The sequence below is a fragment of the Bradyrhizobium sp. CCBAU 11361 genome (genome assembly GCF_028128935.1).
GTDB lineage: Bacteria > Pseudomonadota > Alphaproteobacteria > Rhizobiales > Xanthobacteraceae > Bradyrhizobium > Bradyrhizobium niftali.
The window spans coordinates 1-17,581 of sequence record NZ_LBJZ01000168.1 but is presented as its reverse complement, the minus strand read 5'-3'; the positions used below and the strand labels follow the sequence as shown (position 1 = coordinate 17,581).

The window sequence follows — 17,581 nt, the reverse complement described above, 5'->3', positions numbered from 1 at the left end:
AATAACGAGCCGAAGCGCACGCTTCGGCGAAAATTCCGGAGGAAAGAAAATGGCGTTGATGCGTCGGCAGTCCCTGGTCAAGTTCGATGCGCCGCTGTGCGAGACCATCGTCGACACGCCCAAGCCGCAAGGCCGCGAAGTCCTCGTGCGCATCGAGCGCTGCGGCCTCTGCCATTCCGACCTGCACATCCAGGACGGCTATGCCGATCTCGGCGGCGGCAAGAAGCTCGACACCACGCGCGGCATGACGCTGCCCTTCACGCTCGGCCACGAGATCGCCGGCGTCGTCGACGAAGTCGGCCCTGACGTTCCGGCTAGCCTCGTCGGAGCGAAGAAGGCGGTGTTTCCGTGGATCGGCTGCGGCCAGTGCCGCGACTGCAAGAACGGCGACGAGAACCTCTGCGTCAAGCAGCGCTTCCTCGGCGTCTCCATTGACGGCGGTTTCGCCACCCACGTGCTGGTGCCCGACGCGAAATATCTGCTCGACTACGATCCCCTGCCCGTCAACCAGGCCGCAACCCTGATGTGCTCCGGCGTCACCGCTTACGGCGCGCTCAAGCGTCTGGTCGACCGTCCGCGCCAGCGCAACCTGCTGCTGATCGGCCTCGGCGGCGTCGGCATGATGGGCCTGTCGTTCGCGCAGGCGATGTTCAAGCAGCCGATCACGGTCGCCGACCTCAGCCCGGCCGCGCGCGAGACCGCGCTGAAGAACGGCGCCGCGGTCGCCTACGACCCGGCCGAACCGGAAGTGATCCGGCGCATCCTCAAGGAGACCGACGGCGGTTTTGACGAGATCGTCGATTTCGCCGGCAACGAGAAGTCGATGGCGTTTGCGGTCGCGGTCGCCGCGCGCGGCGGCAAGATCGTGGTCTCCGGCCTGATGGGCGGCCAGTTCACGCTGCCGATGGTGCAGTGGGTCTACAAGCGCATGACCATCGAAGGCTTCATGGTCGGCACACTTGCGGAGGCCCAGGAGCTGATGGCACTCGCCCGCGCCGGCAAGATCAAGCCGACGCCGATGCGCGAGGAGCCGATGGGCGACGTCCAGAAATGGATCGACGAATTGCGCGCCGGCAAGGTGGTCGGCCGCATCGTGCTGAAGAATTAGAGCGCGCATCAGCGCCCGCGCGGAACGCCGTCAGCCGCGCTGCGTTGGTAGTGCATGTCCATTCGCTGCACCGTCGAGAGCGCATTCTTCATCGCCTGGAGCTTCCTGGAGCAGAGCGGAGAGCTCGGTCCTCCGGACGAGACAGCGAATGTCCTCCTCGACGCCATCGAAGCCCAGCTCAAGACCGGCGAACGCCGGCAGTTGATGCTCGCGAACAGAGCGATCGATACCTGGCGTGCCCACGCGGCGAAGAGCCGGCCGTCGCAGGAAGCCCGCTTCGGGTGACGGGCGGCGGGGGATACCGCCGGGCCCCATTCCGGCAAATGCGCCCCCATCGAGCCCAATGCCTGTCCCTTCGATGAAGACAGGAAGCTCCCGCTTCGCCACACCATCATCCCGATCACCAACCGATCACTTCGGCCTGACATTGGAACGTCGCGCGCCTCGGGCGCGTTTGTCTCCCGTGAAGACAACGACGGAGTCAGAGCTGATGACAAAGCCGCTGACGAAGACAGTGCAACCTGTTCCTGAAGAAAACCAGAGCCACAAGGGCGCCGGCAGCGCGCCGTCGGTCCCGGTCGACACCACCAAGGGCCACCGCGACGACGAGAAGCAGAATATTCGCGAGCAGGCGGCGCACGGCAACCTGACCCAGAACACAAGCAACAGGCGCCAGGGATAAGCGATCAGACAACGGGGGGATTGAAACGAGGAGAAACGAACGTGGTCAATCTCGGCAAGTGGTACGATCCCATATCCGAACGCTGGATCGCACCGCGCGAACCCCGCCTTGAGGCTGCATCCCCCCAAACGAGCGAGAACCACGTCCTGGAGCTTCAGAGGACGGTCGAAATCCGGCGCATCTGGCGCGCGCTCGTCGATTGCTGCGCACGCGACTGATGCTCGCACGCAGCCGCGGGAGGAACCCGCCGTCGATCGCACCGTTGGTACCTGCATGACCGATCCTGCATCACCCGCAAGGCCAGTCGCGGCCGCGATACGCTACCTCTCGATCACCGCCGGTTGCGCCTGCCTGCTGCTCGCGGCCGTCTGCTTCGCCATCGCCTGCCAGGTCTTCATCCAGACCGGCGTGTTCGCGCAATCCTACGTGATGGTGGGCCTCATCAGTGCCGCATTGGGGCTGCTGGCGCTGACGCTGGCGCGCGTGTGGAAATAGGCTTCGCAGTTTCGCTCCTTCGCTTGGCTCTCGCCAGGAAGCCATCTCCCGCTCCGTCATTAGGAAGCCGTCTCCTGCCCCGTCATTCCGGGATGCGTGCGCGAGCACGCAGGCCCGGAATCCATCGGGCCACATGTCGTGCCGTGCGATGGATTCCGGGTTCGCCCTTTCAGGGCGCCCCGGAATGACAGGCGGAAGTCAGGGCAGCCCCCCGCGACCCGTCGGGCAAAACACTCAGTCAATCCCTGCCCGCAAAAATATTTCACTTTTCCGAATTTCGGATTTATGACATACACCCTTCATCCCGGCCCTGCCAAAGGGGCGTTCGCGATCGTCACGACATGCGGGCCGGGTGGCGGTGGACGCGGCAGCGGCGGCGCGGGCGGCGTGATGGCAGGGCGGACAACCGTGAGGCATCCACGCGACGCGGTACGACACGGCGCTGGTACAGCGGGCCCGGCGGTCGTCGGGGGTGAGCACACGCAAGCCCCTGACGATCCGGCGGGGCCGTCCGCGGACGGAGAAGTCGTGTGGTCCTGACGCCCGGGGTCTGTGCGTCAAGGCTCGCGGTGATGTGGCGGCCCGACCGGGCGCGCATCAGCGATCCGCGAGGCGACGGGGGCAATAGTGCATCGCTCCCCGGGGAGAGCACGAAGGACACCGTTAAAACCATCCGCGCAGGGGAAGGCCGGGCGACCGGCATCACCTGTGGTCCAAACCGTGTGCATTCCATGTAGCGCACGGATCTCGGGTGCCGCCGGCGCCCGGCCTTCCCTGCGCCCTTTGGCCAAGAAGGGCGATGCGTTGAAGCAAGGCTCGGGCAGAACCTGCCGCGAGACTGTGGAGCCATGGTCACTGCCCGTTCCATACGCCCCCGCTCCGCCGCAGCGGTTCCAAGACCTTCCGCCGCTCCAACTTGCTCGGGAACCTGGAACTCGACCAGGCAATAGCGCCGGCAAAATGCCTGATTTCGCGACGGAACGACCGCCGCGCAGGCCCGATTTAAGCCTCATCCTCTCCGGATTTGCGGCTCATTGCCACCCAACTCTTTGAAGAGAAAGGAATGGTTAAGAGTTGCGTCGCGTAATCGGGAGACCAGGATGGGCAACCGCACCGCAAAGTTCATATCCGCGCTTGTCGGCAGCATCATTGCCGGCGCGCCACTGGCCGCCGTGTCGCAGAACGCGCCGAGCGGATCGAGCACGGCCAATGCGGCCGCCGACTGCCTGGCCTCGCCGAAGAGCACCGCGCCGCAGGGACAGCACTGGCACTATCGCCTCGATCGCGTGACCAAGCGGCAGTGCTGGTACCTGCGCGCCGAAGGCGGCAAGGCGACGCCGAGCGCGCAGGCGACGGCCGACGCACCAGACGCAGATTCAGCCACAACGCCATCGGTGCAGAACGCGCGCGCGGAATATATTGCACCGCAGATCGGTGCCGCACCGGGCTCGCCGAACATGACCGCGCCCGCGCCCGTCGCAACGAATACACCGCCGGTCACGCAACAGCCGCCGGGCGCCATCGCCGACAACAACGCGCAACAGCCCGCCGTCGCCGCGCGCTGGCCCGATACCTCCACGACATCCGCAGCGCCCGCGCCGCAGCCGGCGCCCGCCCCCGCGACGCAGCCGAACACCAAGCCGGCAAAGGGCCCCGCTCCGGTGGCACTCGCCGCGGCCGAACTTCCCGCCGACAAGCCAACCGGCTCGCTCCAGATGCTCCTGCTCGTGATCGGCGGCGCCTTGGCGATTGCCGGCATCCTCGCCAGCGTCATCTACCGCTTCGCCGGCGGGCGCGCGCGCGTCCGCGTCCGCGTCCAGACGAACGACCACCGCCGCGTGAATTGGGACGATCGGGAGCCACAGAACCGGGACGAGGGCCGCGCGCCGTGGCTCAAAGCGATGCCGGCCGTCACGCCGCGCGCGCAGCCGCCGCGTCCGATCGATTTCGACGCCGCACGACCCCAGGCGGCACAGCTCGCCGCAATCGACCGCAAGATCGATATGATCGAAGCGCACGAGCCGGCTGGCGAACCAACTGAACCAGCTAGCGTCACCGAAGTCGCGGAATCCGGCGAGCCCGAGATCGCGGCATTCGACAGGGAATTCGAGATCGAGGCCCGCGCACCGCGGCTCGCAACCGACCAGGCCGACAGCAATGAAGAGCCGGCCGGTCGCGATGAGGATGCGGTCAACATCGACATCATCACCACGATGCTGGAACGGCTGCTGCAGGAAGGGCCGCGGCTGAAGCAGCCTGGCCTTGGCTCTAACCCTGGCTCTAACCTTGGAGCTGGCCTTGCAAACCTCGCACGAAACCAACGAGGCCAATCCGCCGCTCGCGCTTGAGGCGCTCGGCCTTCAGGATCGACTGCACCTCGGCGAAGGCCTCGTCGACGTCGTGGTTGATGACGATGTAGTCGTACTCGGCCCAGTGGCTCATCTCGTGGCTGGCACGGCTCATGCGCTTGCGGATCACCTCGTCAGAATCCTGCGCGCGCGAATGCAGCCGCTTCTCGAGATCGCCGGCCGACGGCGGCAGGATGAACACGCTGACGACGTCGGCGCGCGCCTTCTCCCGCAGCTGCTGCGTGCCCTGCCAGTCGATGTCGAATAGCACGTCCTGCCCGGCCGATAACGCCGCCTCGACCGGCGCGCGCGGCGTGCCGTAGCGGTTGTCGAACACGGTCGCCCATTCCAGTAGCTCGTCGTCCTTCACCATCGCCTCGAAGCGGGGCTTGTCGACGAACAGATAGTCGCGGCCGTCGACCTCGCCGGGCCGCATCGGCCGCGTGGTCGCCGAGACCGACATTCGCAGGCCCGGCATGCGCTCGATCAACAAACGCGACAGCGTCGTTTTGCCTGCGCCCGACGGCGAGGACAGCACGAACATCAATCCGCGCCGCTCGACACCGTCAGTTCCGTGACCGTCCGTCGTCATCGATCACTCCAGATTCTGGACCTGCTCGCGAAATTGCTCGACCACGTTCTTCATGGCGAGCCCCGTATTGGTGAGCTCGATGTCGTTCGACTTCGAGCAGCAGGTGTTGACCTCGCGGTGAAACTCCTGCGCCAGGAAATCGAGCTTGCGCCCGATCGGGCCGCCCTTGCCGATCAGCTCGCGCGCCTGCGCGATGTGCGAGGCGATGCGGTCGAGCTCCTCGCGGATGTCGGCTCTGGTCGCGATCAGGATCGCCTCCTGCATCAGGCGGTCGGAATCGAAACGGTCGGAGGTGTCCAGCAGCGCAGCGATCTGCTCGGCGAGCCTCGCCTTGATCGCCTCCGGCTTGCGGCCGGGCGCGGCCTCGGCCTTCTTCGCCAGTTGCTCGACCTCGTCCACCCGCTGGGTCAGGATCTGCCCAAGCGAAGTGCCCTCGCGCTTGCGCATCTCGACGAGATCGGCAAGCGCCTTGTCGAAGGCTTCGGCCACAGCAGTGCGCGCCGCCTTGTCCTCCTCCTCGTCGCCCTCGGGCTCGGCGACCTCGACGACGCCCTTGATGGCAAGGAGGCCGTCGACGCTCGGCGCCACCGCATCGACCTTGCCGGCGATCACCGTGGCGGCCCTGAGGACGGCGTTGAGCACGTCCTCGTTGACGCGGACCGTGGCGGCGGCATTGGTGCGCTTGACGGTGAGATTGGCGTAGACGGTGCCGCGCGACAAAAGCTCGCCCGCGCGCTTCTTGGCATGGGCCTCGAGCTCGTCAAACCCCTGCGGCAACCGCACCCTGAGATCAAAGCCCTTGGCGTTGACCGACTTCAATTCCCATTCGAACGTGTACGGCCCGCTAGCGCCGTGGCTTCGGGCAAAGCCGGTCATGGACGACAGCGCCATCAGGTCAAATTCTCCAGAAACACAGGATTCGCGAGGCCATCAAGGCACGCGAATCTTAAGACTATTTTGCCGGAAAGTGGAATCCGCAAAGTCCCGTAGGCAGGTCTGCGCGCGGCCTAGCGCTGGACCACCGGCGGCGAGGGCTGCACCGCGCCCTGCCGGGCAGGAGCGGGATTGGCGGGGCGAGGAGCAGCCGGCGGCTTCTTCTGCTGGTTCGGCCGTGCCGGTGTCGTCGCGGTCGGCGTGTCGACAGCGCCGGGCGCCGCGGCCGCCGGCGGCTGCGCGTCCTCGGCCGGCTCGACCGTGTCGTTCTGGATCTGCTTCTCCATCGCGCGCAGCTTGGCGACGTTTTTCTGGTGCGCGTCGTAGGTCTCGGTGAAGGCATGCCCGCCGGTGCCGTCGGCGACGAAGAACAGGTCGCGGGTGCGGGCCGGATTGGCGGCGGCTTCCAGCGAGGCGCGGCCGGGGTTGGCGATCGGGCCCGGCGGCAGGCCCTCGATCACATAGGTGTTGTAGGGCGAGGGCTGCGTGATCTCGCTGCGCTTGATCGGGCGGCCCAGCGTCCCCTTGCCGCCGACGAGACCGTAGATGATGGTCGGATCGGACTGCAGCTTGATCCTCTGCTTCAACCGATTAGTGAACACGGCGGCGACGCGGCTGCGCTCGTCGGGCTTGCCGGTCTCCTTCTCGACGATCGAGGCCAGCGTCACCAGTTGCTCCGGAGTCTTGACCGGAATGTCCTGGTTGCGACGCTCCCAGATCTCGGCCAGCACGCGCTTGTGCGCCTGCTGCATGCGCTGGACCACCTGCTCGCGCGTGGTGCCCCGCGGGAACTTGTAGGTCTCGGGCAAGAGCGTGCCCTCGCGCGGCAGCTCGCGCACGCTGCCGGTGAAGATATCGTTGTCGGAGAGCCGTGCCACGATCTGCTCGGAGGTCAGGCCTTCGGGAATCGTGACCGCATGCTGCACCACCTTGCCCTCGACGATGGTGGCGATGACGTCGCGCAAGGACGCGTTCTTCTGGAACGAATACTCACCCGGCTTGAGGTCCGAACTCGCCTTCAGCGCGGCCACGCTTGCAATGAACACCCAGGGATTGACGTCGGTCACGCCTTCCCGGTTCAGCGTCTCGGCGATGTCGCGCTTGCCGGCGCGCTGCGGGATATTGACGATCTTGTCTTCCTTGAGCGGACCCGCCGTTTCGAGCACCTGCCGGCCGTAGTAATACACGGCGCCCGCACCGATCATGGAGATCAGGAGGAGCGTGATGATGGCGTTGCCGACGATCACAAAGGGATTGCGCGCGCGGTCCGATCGCTTCGGCGGCGGCGGGACCTGCTCGGGCTCGAGCGCTGCCCGCGGACTCCGGGGCGAAATGGGCGGCCTTTCACTCATCGAAGCAACCTGAATCCTGCCGGTTCAACCGCGGCCTGACAATCGTTTGCCCTGCCAAATGCACGCGCCCACTACCATGACTATCGCCGAATACGGCAAAACGGTGGATTCGCTTCAAACACAAACTAATTGACCAAACGGCGGACGATCACCGACGCATTGGTACCGCCAAAACCAAAAGAATTCGACAACGCTACGTTGACCTCTCGCTTCTTCGCCGCGTGCGGCACGAGATCGATCGCAGTTTCGACCGACGGGTTGTCGAGGTTGATGGTCGGCGGCACGACATTATCGCGAATCGCGAGAATGGCGAAGATCGCCTCGATCGCACCGGCCGCGCCGAGCAGATGGCCGGTCGACGATTTGGTCGAGGACATCGCGACCTTGGAGGCGGCATTGCCGAGCAGACGCTCGACCGCACCGAGCTCGATCTCGTCACCGAGCGGCGTCGAGGTGCCGTGCGCGTTGATGTAGTCGAGATCGGCTGCCGTGAGGCCGGCGCGCTTCAGCGCTGCCGCCATGCTGCGGAAGCCGCCATCGCCGTCGGGCGACGGCGAGGTGATGTGATACGCATCGCCCGACAGGCCATAGCCGATCACTTCGGCATAGATCCTGGCGCCGCGGCGCCTGGCGTGCTCGAGCTCTTCCAGGACGAGGACGCCGGCGCCCTCGCCCATCACGAAGCCGTCGCGATCCTTGTCGTAGGGACGCGAGGCCTTCTCGGGTGTCTCGTTGAAGCCGGTCGAGAGCGCGCGCGCGGCGTTGAAGCCGGCAATGCCGATACGGCTGATCGGCGACTCGGCGCCGCCGGCGACCATGACATCGGCATCGCCCAGCGCAATCAGGCGGGCGGCATCGCCGACCGCATGTGCCCCGGTCGAGCAGGCCGTGACCACCGAATGGTTCGGCCCCTTCAGCCCGTGCGCGATCGAGACATAGCCCGAGGCGAGATTGATCAGGCGGCCCGGAATGAAGAAAGGCGACACCCGGCGCGGACCGCGCTCCTTCAGCAGGATGGCGGTTTCCGCGATGCCGTTGAGGCCGCCGATACCGGAACCGATCATGGTGCCGGTCGCGCATTTGTCCTCTTCGGTTTCGGGATGCCAGTTGGCATCGTCGAGCGCCTGGCCGGCCGCGGCCATGCCGAAGATGATGAAGTCGTCGACCTTGCGCTGGTCCTTCGGCTCCATCCACTTGTCGGGATTGAAGGTGTCGTTCGACCCGTCGCCGCGCACCACCGTGCAGGCGATCTTGGTCTGAAGATCGGAGACATCGAAGCTCTCGATCCTGCGCGCACCACTTTCGCCGTTGAGGATGCGTTTCCAGGTCGGCTCGACGCCACAGCCGAGTGGCGAGACCATGCCGAGACCCGTGACGACAACCCGCCTCATATCCGAAAACTCCGCATCGAAAGACTCACGGCCAATAACAAGAAACCGGCTGACCGCTGCGAAGCGGCCCGTCCGGTTTCAATGTTGTCCCCGCGAAAAAGAAGAGCGTTAGCTCTTCGCGTTCTTCTCGAGAAACTTCGTGGCGTCGCCGACGGTGAGAATCGTTTCCGCGGCGTCGTCCGGAATCTCGCAACCGAATTCTTCTTCGAACGCCATCACCAGCTCGACGGTGTCCAGACTGTCGGCGCCGAGGTCGTCGATGAAGCTCGCGGCGTCGACAACCTTCTCGGGTTCAACACCAAGGTGTTCGACCACGATCTTCTTAACCCGCTCGCCAATGTCACTCATTGCATAACCTCGTGTTGTTCCCTGTAGACCCGACCCCCCGGGACGATACGAGCCGTCGTGGTCGTTGACTGCCTTCGCTTACGAACTTTGATTTGGCCCCATCCTAACCGATGCAGGGCCCGGCGAACGACGGCCAAGGCTCCGCATCGCCAATATACAGGGTTTCAAAAACCTGCAATGGCGTTCTTTGCCCATCCGTTGAAGGTCCGGTTACCATACTTCAATTGCCTTGACTACAAGCCTCATTTCGCACCGGAAACGGCCGTTTGCCGCATCCCGCACCGCCATGTGGGCGGTACGGAACGAGGGCTTCAGATCATGGCCATGCCGCCGTTGACATGGATGGTTTGCCCGGTGACGTAGGCCGCTTCGTTTGAGCTCAGGTAGACGGCGGCGGCCGCAATGTCCTCGGGCGTCCCCAGCCGGGCTGCCGGAACCTTTGTCAGAATCGTCTCGCGCTGCTTGTCATTGAGCGCGTCCGTCATCGGCGTCTTGATGAAGCCGGGCGCGATGCAGTTGGCGGTGACGCCGCGCTTGGCGTATTCGGCACCCAGCGTCTTGATCATGCCGATCAAGCCTGCCTTCGACGCGGTGTAGTTGCCCTGCCCGGGATTGCCGGTGACGCCGACCACCGAGGTGATGGCGATGATGCGGCCGAAGCGCTTGCGCATCATCAATTTGGTGGCGGCGCGCGCCAGGCGGAAGGTCGCGGTCAAATTGACGTTGATGACCTCCTCCCAATCCTCGTCGCGAAGCTGCACGAAGAGATTGTCGCGGGTGATGCCGGCATTGGCGACGAGGATGTCGACCTGGCCCATCGCGGCTTCCGCGGCGGGCACCAGCGCCTCGACCTCGTCGGCCTTGGACAGATTGCAGGGCAGCACGAAGGTGCGCTCGCCGAGCTTGCCGGCAAGCTCATCCAGCACTTCCTTCCGCGTCCCTGATATCGCGACCGTGGCGCCCTGCGCGTGCAGCGCCTGCGCGATTGCGCCGCCGATGCCGCCGGTCGCGCCGGTGACGAGCGCCTTTTTGCCAGTCAGATCGAACATCGATAACTCCTTCAAAGCACGATCCGGAAAAGTGCGCAGCGGTTTTCCGGAAAGATCGTGCGCAAACTTAAAGAACCAAGGCGCGATGACGTATCAATCGCGCTTCAGGCCTGCTTCGCAGCGGCCAGTGCATCCTTGGCCGCCGCAATGTCGTTCGGCCCGCCCACGGCGACACCGACGGCGCCGTCGGCGATACGCTTGACGAGACCCGTCAGCACCTTGCCGGCGCCGATCTCGAAGAAACGGGTCACGCCCTGCCCTGCCATATAGGCAACCGACTCGCGCCAGCGCACCGTTCCGGTGACCTGCTCGACCAGGCGGCGGCGGATCTCGTCGGGATCGGTGATGGCGGTTGCCAGCACGTTCGACACCAGCGGAGCTGCCGGGGCCTTGATCGTGACCTTGGCCAGCGCCTCCGCCATGGCGTCGGCAGCCGGCTGCATCAGCTTGCAGTGGAAGGGTGCGGACACCGGCAGCAGCATCGCGCGCTTGGCCCCCTTGGTCTTGGCGATCTCGACGGCGCGATCGACCGCCGCCTTGTCGCCGGAGACGACCACCTGCCCGCCGCCATTGTCGTTGGCGGCCTGGCAGACCTGCCCCTGCGCCGCCTCATTGGCGACCTCCATGGCGGCCTCGTAATCGAGACCGAGCAGCGCGGCCATCGCGCCGGCGCCGACCGGCACGGCTTTTTGCATTGCGAGACCGCGGGTGCGAAGCAGCCGCGCGGTGTCGGAAACCGTCAGGCTGCCGGCTGCGGCCAGCGCCGAATATTCACCAAGCGAATGGCCGGCGACAAAGGCCGCGTCCCGTCCTACGGAAAAACCGGCTTCAGCCTCGAGCACCCGCAGGGTGGCAACGGAAACCGCCATAAGCGCCGGCTGGGCGTTTTCGGTCAGCTGGAGGGTTTCGGCCGGGCCATCCCAGATGATGGCCGTCAACTTCTCCCCAAGCGCTGCATCGACCTCGTCGAATACGGCGCGCGCCAACGGGAAGGCGTCGGCCAGGGCCTTGCCCATGCCAACCGCCTGGGATCCCTGCCCCGGAAATGTGAATGCTGCCGTCATCGGCGCTCCCTGCTTGTCGAGCACGATCCCTGCGAGAACCGGCAGCCGATTACGCGCGGCCTTGGGCCATGGTTCCGGATCGTGCGTCAAAGGGGGCCGTAGACACCGTCCGGGCCTGCAATGTCAAGCCAAGATGGGAACCTCGACCGGCATCCAATTGGGGATGCGCCCCTTAAAACCCGCCCGCCTTCTGGTCTGCGCCGACCTCGGCGCCAGCCCGCGCGCGGCGCGCGCTGCTGGCCAATTGCCCCGGCCGGTCGTCACGGTTCGGCCTGGCGGTGGCGAGCCGCAGCACGGCGGCGTAGTTCGGCTGCACTTCCATGCGGCCGGCATGCCGGCTCTCGCTGAGCAGGCGATGGACCTTCGGCAGATTGTAGCAGGGCACGTAGAACAGGAGGTGATGCTCAAGGTGATAGTTCACGTAATACGGCGCGATGAACAGACGCTCGAGAAAATTGGCATGCGTGGTGCGGGTGTTGCGCAGGGGATCGCTGCTGTCGGGGACGATGGCATGCTCGGCGATGTTGCGGATGCGGGTGATGACCATCATCCAGGTCAGCAGCGGCACCAGCCATAGCAGCGGATAGGCCCACCACAGGCCGGCCGCCGCAAGCGCTGCGAACAGTGCGGCATTGACGAGGCATTGCGGGCCGAGCTTCTCCCAGAAATGCGCAGCGCGCTGCCGCCACGGCCAGTCCTGCGGGCCGAGTGCGTTGAGCAGTTGCGCCTTGCGCTGCTGGTAGCCGGTCTGCCCGGTGATGTCGCGAATGAACTTGCGGCGATAGCTCAGCTGCGTGATCGGAAATGGCGCCGACAGCACGAGATCGGGATCGTCCTCCTGCTGGGTCCGCGCGTGGTGCTGCAAGTGATAGCGGCGATAGGCGCGCGTCTCCGCAAAAACCGGATAAGCGCAGAACCATTGGCTCAGCGTCAAATTGGTGTTCTCGTCGGCGGAGAGACAACCATGCGCGCCGTCGTGCATGAGGATCGACAGGCCCAGTTGGCGCGAGCCGATAATGGCGACGGCGAAGATATAAGTGAGCGGATTGGGCCACCACGCGACCAGCGCGATCGCGCCGATGATCAGCGCCCAGGCATGCGCGATCAGTGCGACCCCCTTCCAGGTTACGCGCTGGCGCACGTCGACGAGCTGGTCCTCGGTCAGGAAATCGCGGGCACGCATGCGAAGCGCGGTCATGGCCTAGCTCTCCTCATCCGAAGTGGTCGATGCGTCGCGGTCGTCGACGAGGCGCAGGCGCGCGGCCTCGCCGGCGGATTTCGCCTGCTCGCCAAGCACGCGCAGCATCTCGGCGCAGAGCTCATCCGGCGAGCGGCCCATGGCATAGCCCTCGAGGATGACGCCGATGGCGACCGCCCAGAACCGCCGCGAACTCTCGTCGGGCGCGCGCATGGAACGCCAGCCATGGCGCGCGACCTGGCTCGCATAGGCACGCGCGCCCTCGGCGTGCAGACGCTCGATGGTGCGCTCGACCAGCGGCGCGAGATCCTGGCGACGCCGCGTCAGCGTCAATGCTTCGGCGAAAAAGGCGACCGAATCGCTCGCCGTCACCGTCTCGGCGAGCGCATGGGTGTAGTCCCGCGGCGTGCGCGCCTTCAGCGCAGCCTGCTCGGTCGCGCGGGCCAGATACAGGAGCTCGCGGCAGGCGCATTCGACGAACAGCGCCTCCTTGGTGCGGAAATAATAGGTGATCTGGCTCGGAAATGCGTCCGCGGCGGCCGCGATGTCGGTGATCGAGGCGCCCGACAGCCCCCGCTCCCGGAACAGTGGGCTGGCCGCATCCAGCAGCAGCGAGCGCATTTTGCGGCCGGCCGAGCGTGTGGCGCGCGCCGCATGCCTGGGGTCGCCGACCGCCGTTTCGGATGGGGCGTGGGCAGATTTGTCCGCCATTGGATCCTCCCGCTGATTTATTTGTATGCCATACAAACAAATAAATCAAGCTGAGGGGCTCGCCCCGTCGTCCCCCACACGGGCGCCAAGGGCCGAAACCTGGCCCTCCAACCTTGCAAAGCCGGTCAAAATCCGTATAAGGCGCGCATCCGCAGACCCCGGCCGGGAGCTGAACGGACGGTCTCAACAAATCATTCGTGATTTTGGTGTGGCAGGGCCAGTCGGCCCGTCGTCCCGTGTTTCCGCCTTCTGAGCTTAATCCCAGAGTCCTTTCCGAAGGTCTCTTAAGGGCTTGACGCCGGGCGATGCGCTAACATGAGGAAAGGACTTCCATGCCTCTTTACGAGCATGTTTTTCTCGCGCGCCAAGACGCGAGCCCGCAGCAGGTCGAAGAGCTGACTGCGCAGATGACCGGCATCGTCGAGGGTCTCGGCGGCAAGATCACCAAGACCGAGAACTGGGGCGTTCGCTCCCTCACCTACCGGATGAACAAGAACCGCAAGGCGCACTTCGTGCTGCTCAACATCGACGCGCCGTCCGCGGCGATCGCCGAGATCGAGCGCCAGGAGCGCATCAGCGAAGACGTGATCCGCTATCTCAGCGTCCGCGTCGAGGAACTCGAGGAAGGCCCGTCAGCGATGATGCGCAAGGCCGACCGTGACCGCGAGCGTGATGACCGTGGCGGCGGCTTCCGTGGCGAGCGCGAAGGCGGCTTCCGTGGCGACCGCGAGGGTGGTTTCCGTGGCGGCGATCGCGACGGTGGCGGCTTCCGCGGTGACCGCGGTCCGCGCCGTCCGCGCGAAGAAGCCGAAACCACGACGGATGGGGAGTAAGATCAATGGCTGAAGCTGGTGCACGCCGTCCGTTTTTCCGTCGTCGCAAGAGCTGCCCGTTCACGGGCGCCAATGCTCCGAAGATCGACTACAAGGACTCCAAGCTGCTGATGCGTTACGTCTCCGAGCGCGGCAAGATCGTGCCGAGCCGCATCACCGCGGTGTCCGCGAAGAAGCAGCGTGAGCTCGCCCGCGCCATCAAGCGCGCGCGCTTCCTGGGCCTGCTGCCCTACGTCATTCGCTAAGACGAATTCGGCCGGCGGCGACATCGCCGCCGGCCGCGACTTAATCTTAACTCATAAGGCTTCCGGGTCGTCCGGTCGCCGATGGTTGGGGCAAGATGCCTCTAACCGCTCGAAGGGAGCGGGACAGCTGATGATGGCCTTTGGACTGATAGCCCTGATCGCCGGCGCTGCGTCGGCCCTGATGTTCGCCTCGATCGTCTCGGGCGCGCTGATCTCGCTCGTCCTGTTCTATCTCGCACCGCTGCCGCTGATGGTCGCCGCGATCGGCTGGGGACCGCTTTGCGCGAGCCTTGGCGGCATCGCCGCTGCGATCGGCCTCGGCGCCCTGTTCGGCCTGCCCTACTGCATCGCGTTCGCCGTCACCGTCGCGCTGCCGGCCTGGTGGCTCGGCCATCTCGTCCTGCTCAGCCGGCAAGTGGGACACGTCACGCCGGACGCCGCCACCGAGCCGCCGGCCGAGCCCGAGCTCGAGTGGTTTCCGGTCGGCCGCATCCTGCTGTGGATCGCGGGCTTCGCCACACTGACCACGATCGCCGCCCTGCTCACGCTCGGCACCGACGCCGACACCATCCTGGGCACGCTGCGGCGCGGCCTGATGCGCATCCTCCGCGCCACGGATCCGCAAGCCTCCGGCGAAGCCGACCAGTTCGTCGACGCACTGGTGCGCATCGCGCCAGCCGCCGCCACCATCGTCGCAATGATGACGCTGACCCTCAACCTCTGGCTCAGCGCCAAGGTGACGGCGACGTCGGGCCGGCTGCGCCGCCCCTGGCCGGATCTGATGACGGCCGAGCTGCCGCCGATGACGCTCGTGGCGCTCTGCATCGCGCTCGCGTTCTGCTTCACCGGCGGGCTGCTCGCGATCATCGCGCAGATCACCACGGCGGCGCTGATGATGAGTTACGCGCTGACCGGCTTTGCCGTGCTGCACACGCTGACGCTCGCGCTGAAGAGCCGCACGTTCTGGCTCGGCTCGACCTACGCCGTCGTCGTCGTGTTCGGATGGCCTGTCATCGCGATGGTGATCCTGGGCCTTGCGGATGCCGTGTTCGGCTTCCGCGAGCGCTTCCTGCGCAGCCGCCAGCCGCCGCCGCTGCCGACCCCTTAAGTCCAACCCTGAAACCCCGAACTCACAGAGTACTTCAAAGGAGAACGAATATGGAAGTCATTTTGCTGGAACGCGTGAACAAGCTCGGCCAGATGGGCGAAGTCGTGAAGGTTCGCGACGGCTATGCCCGCAATTTCCTGCTCAAGCGCGGCAAGGCGCTGCGCGCCACCGCCGACAACCGCGCCAAGTACGACGGCATGAAGGCCGACCTCGAGGCCCGCAACCTCGCGTCCAAGGCCGAGGCGTCCAAGGTCGCCGAGAAGATCCAGGGCAAGAACATCATCGTGATCCGCCAGGCCTCGGAAGCCGGCCAGCTGTTCGGCTCGGTCAACGTCCGTGACATCGTCGTCGCGTTCGAAGCCGACGGCATCTCGCTCGCTCGCCCGCAGATCCAGCTCGACGCACCGATCAAGACCATCGGCAAGCACACCATCACGGTCGCCGTGCACCCCGAGGTCGAAGTCGAGATCACCGTCACGGTTGCGCGCAGCCAGGACGAGGCCGAGCGCATCAACCGCGGCGAGGACATCTCGTCCCGCAACGAGGACCGCGATGCGGCCGCCGAGGCGATCGCCGCCGCCGGCGAATTCTTCGATCCGGAAGCCCAGCACGACGACGTCGAGCCGGCTCCGGCCGCGGAAGAGACCGAGAAGTAAGCAACAACTCGTCATGCGCGGGCTTGACCCGCGCATCCATCAAAAGAGTTTTACTCAAGAAGATGGATTGCCGGGTCAAGCCCGGCAATGACAGTGGAGATTGGATCAGCCCGGTCGCTTCAAGCGGCCGGGCTTTTCGTTTTGGCGGCGACGTCCTCGCTCAGCATCGCGATCGAGGCGAGCGCTGTTGCCGTATGCTTCTCGACACCGTCGCTGACACAGAACACGTCGGCTGCGACCACGGAGACCTGGCGCCCCGGCTTGATCACCCTTGCCCGGCAGATCAGCTTCTCGCCGACAGCAGGCGACAACAAATTGAGCTTGTATTCCGCCGTCAGCGCCGGCTGGCCGCGCGAGGTGGCGGCCGCGATCGTCGTGGCGTTGTCGACCAGAAAGGCGGTGACGCCGCCGTGGAAAAAGCCGTGCTGCTGAAGCAGCTCCGGCCGGCGCTCCACCGCGATCGTGCAGGTGCCGCGCGACAATTCCGAGAGCTCGGCGCCAACGAGGTTCATAAAGCCCTGGCGGCCGACATTGGCGTGGATGCGCTCGGCTACGGCCGCAAATTCTGGATCTGCTTCGGCTCGCATGACATCTCTCCCTATTGTTTGTTGATGCGATCGGGCGGCCGCAGCGCGCGGATGGCGCAGGCGACCAGCGTGTCGGCCTCGCTCCGCGGATCGGCACGATCGCGACCCGACAGGAACGCGCGGCAGAAGATCTGCGCCGGGCCGATGAGCTGGCTGATGAACGTCACCGGCGTCATCGGCAGGAGCTCGCCGCCGGCAACCAGCGGCGTGCGCCAGCGTTCGATGCCTTCGGCAAGGCGCGCATTCTGTGCGCGCTGGGCGTCGCGGATGTCCTCGCCCCATTCGCTGCGCGAGATCTCGAAGAGATAGCGGGCCTCGCGCCGGCTCGAGACGACCCAGTCGAGATGCGCCCGGATCAGGCGATCGATGCCCTGTTCGGCGTCAGGCACGGGATCGAGCGCGGCCAGCACTGCGGCATGATATTGCCGCAGCACCTCCAGAAACAACGCGCCGGCCAGCTCCTTCTTCGACCCGAAGACATGAAAGAAGCTGCCGTTGGAGGTGCGCGCTTTGGCGCGGATCGCAGCCACCGTCGCAGCTTCGAAGCCGACGCGGTCGAACACGAACAGCCCCGCCGCCAACAGGTCGTCACGCATGCTTGCCGGCATCGGCGCCTCCTAGAGTGCTACTCTAGAGCACTGCTCTAGTCGCGGTCAAGACGATGCGAAGGCCGCGATGAACGCGGCCCTCGCAACGCGATCCGAAAATGCGGGTTGGCTTAGCGCGAAATCGGCGGCGCCGGCGGTCCTGATGACTCCGCCGGCGGCGGGGCCGCAGCGGTCGCGGGCGGCGCCGCCTCCTGCGGCTTGGCCGCCGGTTCGGAGCTTGCGGCAGGCGCGGCAGGCTTGGGAGCCGCCTCTTCCGCCGCCTTGGGCGCGACC

Annotated in this window: 21 protein-coding genes; 10 read left to right on the top strand and 11 right to left on the bottom strand. The window is 65.8% G+C overall.

The window, feature by feature from the left end:
- Positions 1-49 precede the first annotated feature (49 nt).
- The 6 genes from XI08_RS17390 to XI08_RS17365 all read left to right on the top strand — a co-directional run bounded on the left by XI08_RS17390 (position 50) and on the right by XI08_RS17365 (position 4,633).
- Positions 50-1,108: an alcohol dehydrogenase gene (locus tag XI08_RS17390; RefSeq protein ID WP_271575329.1), complete on the top strand. Its 1,059-nt coding sequence runs from the start codon at positions 50-52 to the stop codon at positions 1,106-1,108.
- Positions 1,109-1,162: 54 nt separating this feature from the next.
- The gene (locus XI08_RS17385; protein ID WP_271575328.1) at positions 1,163-1,393 is read left to right on the top strand and encodes a hypothetical protein; all 231 of its coding nucleotides are present in this window, start codon (positions 1,163-1,165) and stop codon (positions 1,391-1,393) included.
- A gap of 205 nt (positions 1,394-1,598) precedes the next feature.
- Entirely contained in the window at positions 1,599-1,790 is a 192-nt protein-coding gene (locus tag XI08_RS17380; protein ID WP_029677420.1) for a hypothetical protein, read from the top strand.
- A 41-nt stretch (positions 1,791-1,831) separates the two neighbouring features.
- The gene (locus tag XI08_RS17375) at positions 1,832-2,008 is read left to right on the top strand and encodes a hypothetical protein (RefSeq protein ID WP_167770577.1); all 177 of its coding nucleotides are present in this window, start codon (positions 1,832-1,834) and stop codon (positions 2,006-2,008) included.
- A 55-nt stretch (positions 2,009-2,063) separates the two neighbouring features.
- On the top strand, positions 2,064-2,285 hold the full coding sequence (locus XI08_RS17370; protein WP_027542978.1) for a hypothetical protein: 222 nt from the start codon (positions 2,064-2,066) through the stop codon (positions 2,283-2,285).
- 1,100 nt (positions 2,286-3,385) lie between these two features.
- Positions 3,386-4,633 carry a hypothetical protein gene (locus tag XI08_RS17365; RefSeq protein WP_271575327.1) on the top strand — a complete coding sequence of 416 codons (1,248 nt, stop codon included), beginning with the start codon at positions 3,386-3,388 and terminating at the stop codon, positions 4,631-4,633.
- On the opposite strand, the gene gmk is transcribed toward XI08_RS17365, so the two are convergent.
- The 9 genes from gmk to XI08_RS17320 all read right to left on the bottom strand — a co-directional run bounded on the left by gmk (position 4,566) and on the right by XI08_RS17320 (position 13,271).
- Positions 4,566-5,225, bottom strand: coding sequence for a guanylate kinase (gene gmk, locus XI08_RS17360; RefSeq protein WP_027542981.1), 660 nt, complete (start codon positions 5,223-5,225; stop codon positions 4,566-4,568). The two genes, XI08_RS17365 and gmk, sit on opposite strands and share 68 nt — an antisense overlap.
- 3 nt (positions 5,226-5,228) lie before the next feature.
- Positions 5,229-6,116 carry a YicC/YloC family endoribonuclease gene (locus XI08_RS17355; protein WP_271575326.1) on the bottom strand — a complete coding sequence of 296 codons (888 nt, stop codon included), beginning with the start codon at positions 6,114-6,116 and terminating at the stop codon, positions 5,229-5,231.
- 116 nt (positions 6,117-6,232) lie between these two features.
- Complete coding sequence (gene mltG / locus XI08_RS17350; RefSeq protein ID WP_271575325.1) at positions 6,233-7,510, bottom strand: endolytic transglycosylase MltG; 1,278 nt, start codon at positions 7,508-7,510, stop codon at positions 6,233-6,235.
- Positions 7,511-7,635: 125 nt separating this feature from the next.
- Positions 7,636-8,901 (bottom strand): beta-ketoacyl-ACP synthase II, encoded by a 1,266-nt coding sequence (gene fabF, locus XI08_RS17345; RefSeq protein WP_027542984.1) that lies wholly within the window; start codon positions 8,899-8,901, stop codon positions 7,636-7,638.
- Positions 8,902-9,009: 108 nt separating this feature from the next.
- The gene (locus XI08_RS17340) at positions 9,010-9,249 is read right to left on the bottom strand and encodes an acyl carrier protein (RefSeq protein ID WP_008130699.1); all 240 of its coding nucleotides are present in this window, start codon (positions 9,247-9,249) and stop codon (positions 9,010-9,012) included.
- A 311-nt stretch (positions 9,250-9,560) separates the two neighbouring features.
- Positions 9,561-10,298 carry a 3-oxoacyl-[acyl-carrier-protein] reductase gene (gene fabG / locus XI08_RS17335; RefSeq protein WP_027542985.1) on the bottom strand — a complete coding sequence of 246 codons (738 nt, stop codon included), beginning with the start codon at positions 10,296-10,298 and terminating at the stop codon, positions 9,561-9,563.
- Between the two features lie 104 nt (positions 10,299-10,402).
- Positions 10,403-11,362, bottom strand: a complete 960-nt coding sequence (fabD, locus tag XI08_RS17330; protein ID WP_271575324.1) for an ACP S-malonyltransferase — start codon at positions 11,360-11,362, stop codon at positions 10,403-10,405.
- A gap of 172 nt (positions 11,363-11,534) precedes the next feature.
- Positions 11,535-12,560 carry a fatty acid desaturase family protein gene (locus tag XI08_RS17325; protein ID WP_271575323.1) on the bottom strand — a complete coding sequence of 342 codons (1,026 nt, stop codon included), beginning with the start codon at positions 12,558-12,560 and terminating at the stop codon, positions 11,535-11,537.
- 3 nt (positions 12,561-12,563) lie between these two features.
- Positions 12,564-13,271: a TetR/AcrR family transcriptional regulator C-terminal domain-containing protein gene (locus XI08_RS17320; protein ID WP_271575322.1), complete on the bottom strand. Its 708-nt coding sequence runs from the start codon at positions 13,269-13,271 to the stop codon at positions 12,564-12,566.
- 332 nt (positions 13,272-13,603) lie between these two features.
- Here XI08_RS17320 and rpsF point away from each other — a divergent pair, with 332 nt between their 5' ends.
- The 4 genes from rpsF (at position 13,604) to rplI (ending at position 16,113) form a co-directional block, all read left to right on the top strand.
- Positions 13,604-14,104 (top strand): 30S ribosomal protein S6, encoded by a 501-nt coding sequence (rpsF, locus tag XI08_RS17315; RefSeq protein WP_027542989.1) that lies wholly within the window; start codon positions 13,604-13,606, stop codon positions 14,102-14,104.
- Positions 14,105-14,109: 5 nt separating this feature from the next.
- Positions 14,110-14,349, top strand: coding sequence for a 30S ribosomal protein S18 (gene rpsR, locus XI08_RS17310; RefSeq protein WP_007592020.1), 240 nt, complete (start codon positions 14,110-14,112; stop codon positions 14,347-14,349).
- Between the two features lie 130 nt (positions 14,350-14,479).
- On the top strand, positions 14,480-15,457 hold the full coding sequence (locus tag XI08_RS17305; RefSeq protein WP_271575321.1) for a DUF2232 domain-containing protein: 978 nt from the start codon (positions 14,480-14,482) through the stop codon (positions 15,455-15,457).
- Between the two features lie 50 nt (positions 15,458-15,507).
- A complete protein-coding gene (gene rplI / locus XI08_RS17300) occupies positions 15,508-16,113 on the top strand; it encodes a 50S ribosomal protein L9 (RefSeq protein WP_271575320.1) in 606 nt (201 codons plus the stop codon).
- 119 nt (positions 16,114-16,232) lie between these two features.
- Here the strand turns inward: rplI and XI08_RS17295 are convergent, their stop codons facing one another.
- Together XI08_RS17295 and XI08_RS17290 are read right to left on the bottom strand one after the other, a co-directional pair.
- Positions 16,233-16,700 carry a PaaI family thioesterase gene (locus XI08_RS17295; RefSeq protein WP_011086851.1) on the bottom strand — a complete coding sequence of 156 codons (468 nt, stop codon included), beginning with the start codon at positions 16,698-16,700 and terminating at the stop codon, positions 16,233-16,235.
- Positions 16,701-16,711: 11 nt separating this feature from the next.
- Entirely contained in the window at positions 16,712-17,308 is a 597-nt protein-coding gene (locus XI08_RS17290; protein WP_271575319.1) for a TetR/AcrR family transcriptional regulator, read from the bottom strand.
- Positions 17,309-17,581: the final 273 nt, after the last annotated feature.